The organism is Nitrospirota bacterium (genome assembly GCA_016212215.1).
Lineage (GTDB): Bacteria > Nitrospirota > 9FT-COMBO-42-15 > HDB-SIOI813 > HDB-SIOI813 > JACRGV01.
This window is the reverse complement of record JACRGV010000113.1, coordinates 1-11,379: the sequence shown is the minus strand read 5'-3', so window position 1 is coordinate 11,379 and position 11,379 is coordinate 1. Positions and strand designations below refer to the sequence as shown.

Below are 11,379 nucleotides of genomic sequence, written 5' to 3'. Positions count from 1 at the left end.
GTGTCCTGCCTATTTACATATCCCTTACCCAGGATATGGAGGATGCTGTCAGGGCTAAGGTGCTGAGACATTCGGTAATTACGGCAACGGCTGTAACCGTGTTATTCCTGCTGATCGGCAAAGGTGTATTCATAACTCTTGGGATTACTATCTCGGACTTTCAGATAGCAGGAGGGATTATACTTCTTGTAATTGCAATTACAGATATTATCTTTTCTGAGCAGAGGAGCAGAAAGCCTCATCCTTCTGTTGGGACAGTTCCTATCGGAACCCCTATGATTGCAGGCCCTGCATCCCTGACGACACTGATAATGTTAAGTGATATTTTTGGGATCCCGGCAACTATGCTTTCGCTTGTAGTAAATCTTATAATCGTCTGGATAGTGTTTGCATCTGCCGGAAGGATACTGTCTTTTCTCGGCGAAGGCGGGGCAAGGGCCTTATCAAAGGTAGTATCCCTGTTCCTTGCGGCTATTGCAGTTATGATTATCAGAAGGGGGATTGAGGGTATGATAAGATAGGCAAAAATTGCCATTAAAAAATCAATGTGATAATGTAATCAGGTATAAAAAAAGGGGGGTTATATGCATGGAATGAAAGAAATAATACAGGAGGCAGAGTCACTTCCTGTTGAAGAGAGGGCTATGGTTATTGATTCCTTGCTCCGAACGCTAAATCCTATATCTGCTGAAATTGATGTTGAATGGGGAAAGGTTGCCAAACGCCGGCTGGAAGAGCTTCGATCCGGACGTGTGAAGCCCATTCACGGTGATGATGTCTTTAATAAAATCAGGGAGCGATTTGAGAAATGACCTTCTCATTTCATCCGGAGGCAGCAGCCGAGTTTAACGAATCGATCGAATACTACGAAGAATGTGAACAGGGGCTTGGATATGATTTCTCTATTGAGGTGTTTAACTGTATTCAGAAAATTGTAAACTACCCAACTGCCTGGCCGGTCATTGAAGAAGATGTCCGGCGTTGTCTTGTAACCCGTTTCCCATACGGTATTGTCTATAGTATCGAGCAGTCCGGTATTTTCATCCTTGCGGCTATAGCCGTGATGATTATCAGAAGGGGGATTGAAGGGATGATAAGATAATTACATGAGTTATCCAATTTTCTGATTATTTTTCCCTTTTGTTTGTTCTGTTTTTCTTATCTTGACAATTATGTAGAAAAATGGTTAAAGTATCATGCTGTAAAGTTAAGGCTTAGCTTTATTCCCCCTCCCTTGACGGGAGGGGGTTAGGGGGAGGGTGAGCTATGGAGATTTTCGGTTGACGTCCCGGTGCATGTGAACAGTATAAATTTGTTTACTATGATTATTCTTTCTCGTAATTGAAAAAAAATTAATTGGAGGAGAAAGGGGGTGGGAGTACAATCTTTTAAAATCGCATAAAGTATTTTCGAGGCTTTATATAAAGAAGCAGTAGCAGCTTGTTAATTACAATTTATCTAAGGAGGATAATGATGAAGAGAAAATGGTTAAAGTTTGTATTAACCGGAGTATTCGTTGCAGGGCTTGTAGGCTCTAGTTACGCAGAAGGTATCAAGTTTGACGGAGAGTTGAGGTTGAGAGGTGTAATGGTGGATAATTCTGATGGTGCTGCTGCTATGAATCAGGGTGGTTTTTTTGAGCAGAGGACTCGCCTTAATGCATCCGGTACTGTAGATGAGAATACAACAGTATTCATCCAGGCACAGGATAGCAGGACATGGGGTGCTAAGGGGCCAAGCACAACCATTACAGGTACTGAAGTTGAATCACTTGATCTGAGCCAGGGTTATGTTAAGATGGACAACCTATTTAGCCAGCCGCTTTCTGTAACACTCGGCCGCCAGTCACTTGCTTATGGAGACCACAGGCTCATAGGTTCTTTGGAATGGAGCAACAATGCGAGGAGATTTGATGCAATCAAGTTTACTTACAAGCATGATGTTGCAGATGTGGATGTCTTCTGGGCTAAGGTAATGGACGTTGGCGGTTCCTTCCATGATGACAACAACCTCCTTGGCGTATATGCCAACCTTAAGGTTGTTCCTCAGAACAACATAGATGTTTATCTGCTCGATAAGATAGTTGGCGGGGGCGTCGGCACCAAGTTCTATACCCTCGGCGGCAGGATTAAGAGCGATTCCTTAAAGCCAATGAATGTAGATCTTGGAGCAGAGCTTGCAATTCAGACAGGAGATGCAACTCCTACTGCAACTCAGAATGCTAATGCTTATGCAATAACAGCCGGTTATACAGTACCTGCTGTAATGGGCTTAAGAATTGGTGCAGAGTATGATGCTGCAACAGGTGATAAGGCATCAACAGCTAAGAAAGTTGAAGGATTTGATAATCTCTATCCAACCAATCATTACCTCTATGGTTTTAATGATGATATTAACTGGACAAATATAAAGGCCATGTCAGTTAACGCAAGCGTAAAACCAATGGATAATATGAAGGTTGCAGTAGAGTACTGGAGTTATAAAAAGGCTGAGACAGCAGCAGGGGCCAGTGATGATTTAGGAACTGAAATAAACATAAAGGCCAATCATCAGAAGAGCAAGAATGTAAACTGTGAACTTGCTTATGCTATCAGAGATAACGGAAAGGCAGGCACAATTTCATCTTATGGAGGCTATGGTACAGTTCCGAAAGACAAGTCTGAAACATTTGGTTACTTCATGATCAATGTGAAGTTCAACTAAGATTGAGGCGGGGTTCACCCCCACCCTTACCCTCCCCCGTCAAGGGGGAGGGAATTATTTCAGAAGGCGTCAGCGATTAAGTTTGCTGACGCCTTTTTTGTTTCGTGGGACAAGTTTTAACTATATTGTCCTTCCCACAGGGATTTTAAAAATTCTTTTATTGGTAAAATGGTGATACCTTCAACCATCCTTGTACGGGGCTCAAGGCTGACACATAGATAGTTTTTGAGTTTCTTTTCTTCTGCAAGGGCTCGCAGTGATTTAATATCCTGTGTTGAGACATTTTCTTTAGCCTTTACCTCTATGGCCGTGTGATCTCCTATAATAAAATCAACTTCAAATCCTGATGTCGAACGCCAATAGGTCAAATCATCTCCTGATACATAGTCCCGGTAGCACATCAGCTCATGAAAAATATAGGTCTCAAATGCCTCTCCGAATTCAGACGTCCCTTGTTCTGTATGCCGGCGGCCTTGCAGTGATGCGGCTACCCCTGTATCAAAGAAATAATATTTGGAAGATGAAAGCGGTTTTCTTTTTATAGACTTTTTCCACGGAGGCAGTTCATGGATAATCAATGTATCTTTCAGTATTTCGAAGTATTCATACACGGTTGTCCTTGGTACCTGTGCATCATTTGCGATATTTGTAAAATTTACAATTGTACTATTACAGAGAGCGGCCACCCTCAGAAAACGGCTGAATGCAGGCACATTGCGGGTAACGCCTTCTGCAACTATTTCCTGTTGGAGGTATGAGCCTGTGTAAGCGAGGAGATCCGACTGAGGGTCATCAGAGAAATATATGGATGGAATAGCCCCCCGATTAATTACATGTGATAATTCAAAGTGTGAGCCGAGTTCATTAAATGTAAGCGGGTGCAGATATTTTGTTCGTGCCCTTCCCCCGAGCAAATTGACGCCGCCACGACGGAGCTTGCGGGCACTTGACCCTGTGAGCAGAAAATGTATGCCGCGGGTTTCAATAAGCCGGTGTACTTCGTTGAGGAGGATTGGAAGTCGTTGGATTTCATCAATTACTATAAAACGTTCCCCTGAAAGGATTTCCTGAGATAATCGCTCAGGCTTCTGACTTAGAGCCAGGTAAACAGTTGTATCAAGGAGGTCATATAACCGAACCCCTTTAAGTGTGTGAGCGATGAGAAAACTTTTTCCGGTCTGTCGTGGGCCTAACAAAAAATGGGATTTTTTATCAAGCAGAGTGCTTAGATTTAATGTCCGTGCAATATAAGGATCGTTATTTTTCTGGTATATTGGTGTCATCTATTTCGTCATATATAATAATAAATGACGAAATAGATGTCAATAACAGTTATTTAATTTGTCATTTAATTTTCTTGCATGGCATTTTATTTGCAAGTATCAAGAGCTATCTATATTGCATATAAATATTGTGAATAAAGTACACAAAGATGATTGTATACATAAGGATTGCTTGACAATTGAAACGACTATTCTTTCCCATTTTTATACTGAGTCTGTTTTTGGCAGGTTGCGGCAGTTCCTCCGGCCCATCCATAACATCTGATACATCCGCATCTTCTGTTCCTCCGGATTCTTCAGCGGCCACCTCCGGTATCCATGTAGATAAGGCATACTTTGATTTGTTTGAGAAGGAGTTTAATGAGGTTGTGGAATGTTCAGGTCTTGATGCTGATTTTTATGATGTAGCTGTTTTTCTTTACCCAACGCCGAATTTTCCATGTACCGGCAATAATCTGAAAGGGAAGATATGTTATGGGGAATTCGCACGACCCAATAAGATACTTTTGGGTGACAGGATGAGTTGGAAGCATGAGGTGATCCATTATCTTCTTTATAAGAACAAAGGGGACATGGATTCAGAGCATAAAAGTGATTTATATTCGAAGTTCGGTTCCCCACCCTCACCCGGACACTCTCCCTGAGGGAGAGGGTGCTATGCTTTACCCCCTCCCTTGACGGGAGGGGGTAGGGGTAGGGTGAGCTATGGAGATTTTCGGAGTTCTATACAATCATACAAATTTGTAAAATAAAACCATTTATCCTACATTATTGTAGCAATCCATTTTCGTTCTATATTGCCTTTCTTTGCTTGAAAACCCTATTAAATCATATAGTTACACATATTACAATTTTGTGGCACATATTTTGTAATATACCCTTACCATGTCTGAGAAACTCAACAGGAATACCGCGGTTACTTTAAAGGATATTATTGCAAATATAGAGAGGCAGTACATTCTTATTGCACTGGAAAGCACGGAGTGGGTTCAGTCAAAGGCAGCGAAGAGGCTTGGGATTAGCCAGAGGATACTTGGCTATAAGATAAAGAAGTACGGGATAACAATCAAACACAAGACAGGGGGATTGAAAGATGAAGATGATGAAAAGTTTAATCAGTGTAGTTAGTGCAGTTTCGTTAATAGGTATGGTTGGGGCGGCAACTGTATATGCGACACCGTCTACAACATACTGGACGCCGGCAGTAAGTGATGTTCAGCCGTATAACGTATGGCACATAGGTATTGATAATTATTTTACCATAGCAAGAAAGGCAAAATCTGCTGACCTGCCTACGGATGTAGGTCTTACAGTTGGTGTCCTTCCGTATGAGAAGCTCCAGCTTGAGGTTGGTATTGACTGGATGGAGCCATCTACAGATCCTTTGATGCTTAATGCAAAACTGGGGACTCCGGAAGGCACTCTGTTTGATGGTTCTCCGGCATTTAATATAGGTGTATTCGGCGTCGGTACTAACAGCAAGACTACAGCTCAGAATATTATACATGTAATGGCAGGTAAGACCCTTCCAATGAGCCTCGGACGTCTCCACGTTGGGGCTTATTCCGGCAATAATAAGGTTCTGTTGGATAAAGATGGTAAAAAGGACAATACCGGTTTCATGATTGGGTATGACAAAGGATTCATGCCGGCAAAGGATGGTAAAGGTGAATATAATAAGTGGGTATTTGCGGCTGACTATGCAAGCGGGAAAAATGCCTTCGGTGGAGGCGGTTTCGGAATGTATTACTACTTCACAAGGGACATAAGCCTTCTCACAGGGCCTGTCTGGTTTAATGAACCTGCAGTGGCAATAGGAAATGCTGATGTTCACTATGTATGGACAACTCAACTTGATATTAATTTCTAATGAAATGTCATGAGCGAGGTTTCACAAAGGGTAATGAAAATCAGCGGGACAAGAATGTCCCGCCTATCCTCAAACAATGTGTGGATAGGCGGGGTTTTCTTACCCCGCCGGAGAGGATGCTAATTTTGTTCCCTCCCCTTCAAGGGGAGGTTTAGGGTGGGGATGGGGTTATTTTCTAATGACTAAATGGAGGGATTTAAGATGTTAAGGTTTACAAGGCTTATATTACTTATTCTATCAATCGTGATGCTGTCTTCCACTTTCACAATGGCTGAGGAACAGCCGCAGACTGCTCCTCCTGCCCCGGCGGTGACTGAGCAGGCTCAACCTGAGCAGGCATCAACCCCGGCAGTGCCTATGCCTGATCCATCCGGCGCTAAAACCGGCGGGGCGGCGGATGTGATTGGGGCATCTGCTAATGCACCTACTGCAGATGACCTGAAGATCCTGGGCCCAAAAGAGCCGCTTGCAGCAAAACTGGCGGATGTTGTAGGGCATAACAGGATAGCCGTCAACATAGTCTGGACATTAGTCTGCGGCTTCCTTGTAATGTTCATGCAGGCTGGTTTTGCCCTCGCAGAGACAGGTTTTACAAGGGCTAAGAATGCAGGACATACCATGGCAATGAATTTTATGGTTTATGCTATCGGATTGCTCGGCTACTGGATATGCGGCTTTGCCTTGCAGATGGGCGGGGTTGGGGGTGTTGCCTCACTCGGCGGCGGGACTACCCTCAGCAGTGAATTTGTGATTCACCTGTTTGGACATGACTTTGGGTTATTCGGGACGCAGGGGTTCTTTCTATCTGGGGTTACTTATGATGCTGTCGTATTTACGATCTTCCTGTTCCAGATGGTATTTATGGACACCACGGCTACGATACCTACAGGTTCGATGGCAGAACGCTGGACCTTTAAATCATTTGTGTTTTACGGATTCTTCATATCCATGCTGGTCTATCCGATTCATGCAAACTGGGTATGGGGCGGCGGCTGGCTGTCTCAGCTCGGCAAGAACTTCGGTCTGGGACATGGTGTTGTTGACTTTGCAGGGTCTTCTGTCGTTCATCTGACAGGGGGAGTTGCGGCGCTGGTGGGGGCGGCGATACTCGGCCCCAGGATAGGCAAATTTACACGGGAAGGTAAACCGCTTGCATTACCGGGCCACCATATCCCATTGGCACTTACAGGATGTTTTATCCTTGCCTTCGGATGGTTCGGATTCAATGCGGGTTCGTCCCTTGCAGGCGGGGACCTTAGGATCGGTGTAGTAGCGGTCAATACCATGCTTGCATCGGCTACCGGGGCATTTTTCTCAATGCTCTATATGTGGATTTTCTACGGCAAGCCTGATATCTCTATGGTTGCCAACGGCTTTTTAGCAGGGCTTGTTGCCATTACGGCGCCCTGTGCCTTTGTGAACTCTGTCTCAGCCGCAATCATTGGTGCAATCGCAGGAGTGATCCTGTGCATCAGTGTGGTTTTTGTTGAGCGTACCCTGAAGATTGATGACCCTGTTGGAGCAGTATCTGTTCATGGTGTAAACGGGGCGTGGGGTGTTATTGCTGTTGGACTTTTTGCAGACGGGACGTACGGTGATGGATTAAACGGTGTTGCCGGTACTGTTACCGGGTTGTTTTATGGTAATGCATCACAGCTTGCCGCCCAGATTATCGGGGTCGTCACCAATTTTGTATTCGTAGGTATTGTGATGTATATCTTCTTTAAGATACTTGATAAGATAGTCCCGCTCAGGGTGTCGGAAGAGATGGAGATTGAGGGATTAGACCAGAGTGAAGTAGCGGTGTCAGCGTACCCTGATTTTATCTTAAATAAGAGTCATAAATAATTATTGGAGGAACCATGAAAAAGATAGTAGCAGTAATAAGGCCATTTAAACTTGATGATGTCAAGAATGCCTTAAACCAGGCAGGGGTCACAGGTATGACGGTCTCGGATGTAAAGGGATTCGGGCGCCAGAAGGGACATGCAGAGCTGTACAGGGGCGCTGAATACGTGATTGATTTTTTACCTAAGACAAAGATAGAGGTCGTTGTAACAGATGAAATCGCAGAGAAGGTTATCTCCGCAATTGTGGACTCTGCCAGGACCGGTAAATTGGGAGATGGGAAAATATTTATCACAAATGTTACAGAGACTGTTCGAATCAGAACCGGTGAGAGAGGGGAAGACGCTATATAAAACATTGCAGGACAACATTACAAAAATGTAATATTGTCCTGCGGTTTTACATTTTTGTAATAAGTATTATTGATGTTTGTAATCTCTCTAAATTAAAAAAGACTTATAAATCATATAGTTAAGCAATTAAAATGCTATGGCATGTATTTTGCTTTATACCCTCCTGATAACAAAAATGAAGGAGGAGTTTGTATGGAAAGTCAGATTAATTCAGGAGATACAGCGTTTATTTTAATCTCTGCAGCGCTGGTAATGTTAATGACCATACCGGGTCTTGCATTATTCTATAGCGGTCTTGTACGGAGGAAAAATGTACTCGGCACTATGATGCAGAGTTTCATCCTTGTAGGGTTGATCACTGTTCAATGGGTTCTGTTCGGCTACTCTATCGCATTTGGACCTGACAGGATGGGGATAATCGGCGGACTGGAATGGCTTGGGCTAAGCGGGGTTGGTCTCATTCCCAATCCGGATTATGCAGCAACTATCCCGCACCAGACATTTATGATCTACCAGTGTATGTTTGCAATAATAACCCCTTGCCTTATTGCAGGGGCTTATGCAGAAAGGATGAAGTTCTCAGCCTTCGTCATATTCAGCCTGCTATGGACAACCATAGTCTATGACCCGCTTGCCCACTGGGTATGGGGTTTAGGCGGATGGATGAGAAATATGGGGGCACTTGATTTTGCGGGAGGTACTGTTGTTCACATTAGTTCAGGAATAACTGCTCTACTCGCAGCCATCCTCATTGGAAAGAGGGTCGGTTATATGAGGGAGCCGATGCCGCCTCACAACATGACACTTGTGGTTATGGGGGCATCTCTTCTGTGGTTCGGCTGGTTCGGCTTCAATGCCGGCAGTGCTCTCACTTCAGGCGGCCTTGCGACAAGCGCCTTTGTTGTAACACACATTGCCGCTGCTGCTGCGTTACTTGCATGGACGTTTGTAGAGTGGGTGCATCATGGCAAACCAACGATACTTGGGGCAGCGAGCGGTGCAGTAGCAGGCCTTGTTGCAATTACACCGGCCTCAGGATTTGTCGGGCCGGTATCGGCTATTTTGATTGGAATCGGTGCAGGAGTTATTTGCTTTTATTCTGTTGTCATTTTAAAGAACAAGTTCGGATATGATGACTCCCTTGATGCATTTGGGGTGCACGGGGTCGGCGGTACGTGGGGTGCAATAGCTACCGGACTTTTTGCGTCAAAGGCTGTAAACCCTGCAGGTGCAGACGGACTCTTTTTCGGCAATCCCCATCAATTGTGGATTCAGGTTATAGCAACGGTTGCCAGTCTGGTTTTCGCATTTGTTGTATCATTTATTCTACTGAAGATTGTTGATCTAATTGTCGGTTTACGTGTAAGTAATGAGGATGAGATAATGGGGCTTGATTTAACCCAGCACAATGAGACTGGATACTCAATGTAATATATGCTTTACTTTTTATTTTCCATTTGCTAATCTTTTACCGCATTTGGGTGTGGCTTTGATTTATTAAAAAATTCCGGAGGATATATATGAAAAAGGTAGAGGCTATTATAAAACCGTTTAAACTTGATGAGGTGAAAGATGCCCTGAACAAGATAGGCATTAAGGGTAATACTGTTACAGAGGTTAAGGGCTTCGGAAGACAAAAGGGGCATACGGAGTTGTACAGGGGTGCTGAGTATGTTGTAGACTTCCTACCAAAGATAAAACTTGAGGTTGTGGTTTCTGATGACCTCGTGGAAAAGGTAATAGAGACGATTGTAAATACTGCCAAGACAGGAAGAATCGGAGACGGCAAGATATTTGTGACCAATGTGGAAGACGTCGTGCGCATAAGGACAGGGGAGCGCGGAGAGGACGCGATATAAGACAAAACATCCATGAGCGTGCCGCTCACAAAGGATGATGAAAGAGAGTGGGACAAGAATGTCCCAACTATCCTTGATATATATCTGGATAGGCGGGGTTTTCTAACCCCGCCGGAAGGATTTTAGAGTGAAAGTTCAAAGTTCAAAGTTCAAAGCTCAAATATGACAAAACAATCTTTACGCATTGCCTTAGGACAGATAAATGCACATGTGGGGGATATGAAAGGTAATGTAGAGAAGATTATTGATTTTACGATAGATGCAGGAAAGAAAGGGGTGGACATAATCTCCTTTCCAGAGTTGGCAATAACAGGTTATCCTCCTGAAGACCTCCTGCTTAAATCAAAGTTTGTGGATGACAATTATGCATCTCTTGAAGTAATAGCAAAAAAGACCTCATCTTTGGATTTGGCTGTTGTGGTCGGGTTTGTTGATAAGACAGATGACATATACAATGCAGCAGCAGTTTTGTACAAGGGAAAGATAGCAGGGATATACCATAAAAATTATCTCCCGAATTACGGGGTCTTTGATGAGAGGAGATATTTTAAAAGCAGTACAGGTTCAAAGATATTTATAATACGGGGCGTCCCTGTCGGGGTTAATATATGCGAAGATATATGGTATCCGGACGGGCCGTGTATGAAGCAGGCATTGGCAGGTGCAAGGCTTATAGTCAATATAAATTCATCACCTTATCACGCAGGTAAGTGGCGGTTCAGGGAGCGGATGGTTTCAACACGGGCATCTGATAATGCGGTATTTATTGCATACACTAACATGGTGGGCGGACAGGATGAGCTTGTATTTGACGGACTCAGCATGATCTTTAATCCAAAGGGGGATTTGATCGCATCCGGTAAACTATTTACTGAGGACTTAATAATTGCTGATATTGATCTGAAGATGGTAGACCTTGCAAGGCTCCATGACCCAAGGAGAAGGGCAAGGATGTTTTCTCCCGATGCGGTAGGTGCGGTTTCCAATGTGATTACAGTAGAAGTAAGTGATGCTGTAAATGGAAAAAAGAAACCCGTTATAACCTCAAAGACTACAGAGCCTCTTGAACGTGTGGAAGAGGTTTATCAGGCATTAGTCCTCGGCACAAGAGACTATGTGCGGAAGAACGGATTTAAGGAAGTTGTAATCGGATTGAGCGGCGGGATTGATTCTGCACTTGTAACAGTTGTTGCAGTTGATGCACTTGGAAAGAAGAATGTTCACGGTGTATTCATGCCATCACAATATACCATGCCGGAGAGCGGGGAGGATGTTGAATCGCTGGTTAAAAATCTCGGCATAAAATTGCTGACAATACCTGTTAATGATATTTTCAAGTTATATCTGGATACACTCTCAGGAGAGTTTAATAACATGAAACCTGATATAACAGAGGAAAATATTCAGGCGAGGATTCGCGGCAATATTATGATGGCACTGTCAAATAAGTTCGGCAGGCTTGT

At 43.8% G+C, this 11,379-nt stretch carries 14 protein-coding genes; 13 read left to right on the top strand and 1 reads right to left on the bottom strand.

What is annotated here, in order from left to right:
• The 4 genes from HZA08_10115 to HZA08_10100 form a co-directional block, all read left to right on the top strand.
• Positions 1-521 (top strand): MarC family protein (locus tag HZA08_10115; protein ID MBI5193779.1); only part of this gene is annotated, 521 nt, incomplete at its 5' end.
• A 63-nt stretch (positions 522-584) separates the two neighbouring features.
• A complete protein-coding gene (locus tag HZA08_10110) occupies positions 585-812 on the top strand; it encodes an addiction module protein (GenBank protein MBI5193778.1) in 228 nt (75 codons plus the stop codon).
• Complete coding sequence (locus HZA08_10105) at positions 809-1,102, top strand: type II toxin-antitoxin system RelE/ParE family toxin (protein ID MBI5193777.1); 294 nt, start codon at positions 809-811, stop codon at positions 1,100-1,102. Before HZA08_10110 ends, HZA08_10105 begins: the two co-directional genes overlap by 4 nt.
• A 368-nt stretch (positions 1,103-1,470) precedes the next feature.
• On the top strand, positions 1,471-2,703 hold the full coding sequence (locus HZA08_10100; GenBank protein MBI5193776.1) for an alginate export family protein: 1,233 nt from the start codon (positions 1,471-1,473) through the stop codon (positions 2,701-2,703).
• A 116-nt stretch (positions 2,704-2,819) separates the two neighbouring features.
• Here the strand turns inward: HZA08_10100 and HZA08_10095 are convergent, their stop codons facing one another.
• Positions 2,820-3,986, bottom strand: a complete 1,167-nt coding sequence (locus HZA08_10095) for an ATP-binding protein (GenBank protein MBI5193775.1) — start codon at positions 3,984-3,986, stop codon at positions 2,820-2,822.
• A 179-nt stretch (positions 3,987-4,165) separates the two neighbouring features.
• Here HZA08_10095 and HZA08_10090 point away from each other — a divergent pair, with 179 nt between their 5' ends.
• The 9 genes from HZA08_10090 to nadE form a co-directional block, all read left to right on the top strand.
• Positions 4,166-4,630, top strand: coding sequence for a hypothetical protein (locus tag HZA08_10090; protein MBI5193774.1), 465 nt, complete (start codon positions 4,166-4,168; stop codon positions 4,628-4,630).
• A 241-nt stretch (positions 4,631-4,871) separates the two neighbouring features.
• Positions 4,872-5,114, top strand: coding sequence for a helix-turn-helix domain-containing protein (locus HZA08_10085; protein MBI5193773.1), 243 nt, complete (start codon positions 4,872-4,874; stop codon positions 5,112-5,114).
• The gene (locus HZA08_10080) at positions 5,086-5,856 is read left to right on the top strand and encodes a hypothetical protein (protein MBI5193772.1); all 771 of its coding nucleotides are present in this window, start codon (positions 5,086-5,088) and stop codon (positions 5,854-5,856) included. Before HZA08_10085 ends, HZA08_10080 begins: the two co-directional genes overlap by 29 nt.
• Complete coding sequence (locus HZA08_10075) at positions 5,856-6,011, top strand: hypothetical protein (GenBank protein MBI5193771.1); 156 nt, start codon at positions 5,856-5,858, stop codon at positions 6,009-6,011. Before HZA08_10080 ends, HZA08_10075 begins: the two co-directional genes overlap by 1 nt.
• A 31-nt stretch (positions 6,012-6,042) precedes the next feature.
• Entirely contained in the window at positions 6,043-7,704 is a 1,662-nt protein-coding gene (amt, locus tag HZA08_10070) for an ammonium transporter (protein ID MBI5193770.1), read from the top strand.
• Between the two features lie 14 nt (positions 7,705-7,718).
• Positions 7,719-8,057, top strand: coding sequence for a P-II family nitrogen regulator (locus tag HZA08_10065; GenBank protein MBI5193769.1), 339 nt, complete (start codon positions 7,719-7,721; stop codon positions 8,055-8,057).
• Between the two features lie 141 nt (positions 8,058-8,198).
• Positions 8,199-9,488, top strand: coding sequence for an ammonium transporter (locus HZA08_10060; GenBank protein ID MBI5193768.1), 1,290 nt, complete (start codon positions 8,199-8,201; stop codon positions 9,486-9,488).
• Between the two features lie 89 nt (positions 9,489-9,577).
• On the top strand, positions 9,578-9,916 hold the full coding sequence (locus HZA08_10055; GenBank protein MBI5193767.1) for a P-II family nitrogen regulator: 339 nt from the start codon (positions 9,578-9,580) through the stop codon (positions 9,914-9,916).
• Between the two features lie 162 nt (positions 9,917-10,078).
• The coding region (gene nadE, locus HZA08_10050) for an NAD(+) synthase (protein ID MBI5193766.1) at positions 10,079-11,379 on the top strand (1,301 nt) is incomplete at its 3' end.

Coding starts and splice junctions, on each gene's coding strand:
- HZA08_10110 (MBI5193778.1), top strand. CDS start 585: ATGCATGGAATGAAAGAAATAATACAGGAGGCAGAGTCACTTCCTGTT.
- HZA08_10105 (MBI5193777.1), top strand. CDS start 809: ATGACCTTCTCATTTCATCCGGAGGCAGCAGCCGAGTTTAACGAATCG.
- HZA08_10100 (MBI5193776.1), top strand. CDS start 1,471: ATGATGAAGAGAAAATGGTTAAAGTTTGTATTAACCGGAGTATTCGTT.
- HZA08_10095 (MBI5193775.1), bottom strand. CDS start 3,986: ATGACACCAATATACCAGAAAAATAACGATCCTTATATTGCACGGACA.
- HZA08_10085 (MBI5193773.1), top strand. CDS start 4,872: ATGTCTGAGAAACTCAACAGGAATACCGCGGTTACTTTAAAGGATATT.
- HZA08_10080 (MBI5193772.1), top strand. CDS start 5,086: ATGATGAAAAGTTTAATCAGTGTAGTTAGTGCAGTTTCGTTAATAGGT.
- HZA08_10075 (MBI5193771.1), top strand. CDS start 5,856: ATGAAATGTCATGAGCGAGGTTTCACAAAGGGTAATGAAAATCAGCGG.
- amt (MBI5193770.1), top strand. CDS start 6,043: ATGGAGGGATTTAAGATGTTAAGGTTTACAAGGCTTATATTACTTATT.
- HZA08_10065 (MBI5193769.1), top strand. CDS start 7,719: ATGAAAAAGATAGTAGCAGTAATAAGGCCATTTAAACTTGATGATGTC.
- HZA08_10060 (MBI5193768.1), top strand. CDS start 8,199: ATGTATTTTGCTTTATACCCTCCTGATAACAAAAATGAAGGAGGAGTT.
- HZA08_10055 (MBI5193767.1), top strand. CDS start 9,578: ATGAAAAAGGTAGAGGCTATTATAAAACCGTTTAAACTTGATGAGGTG.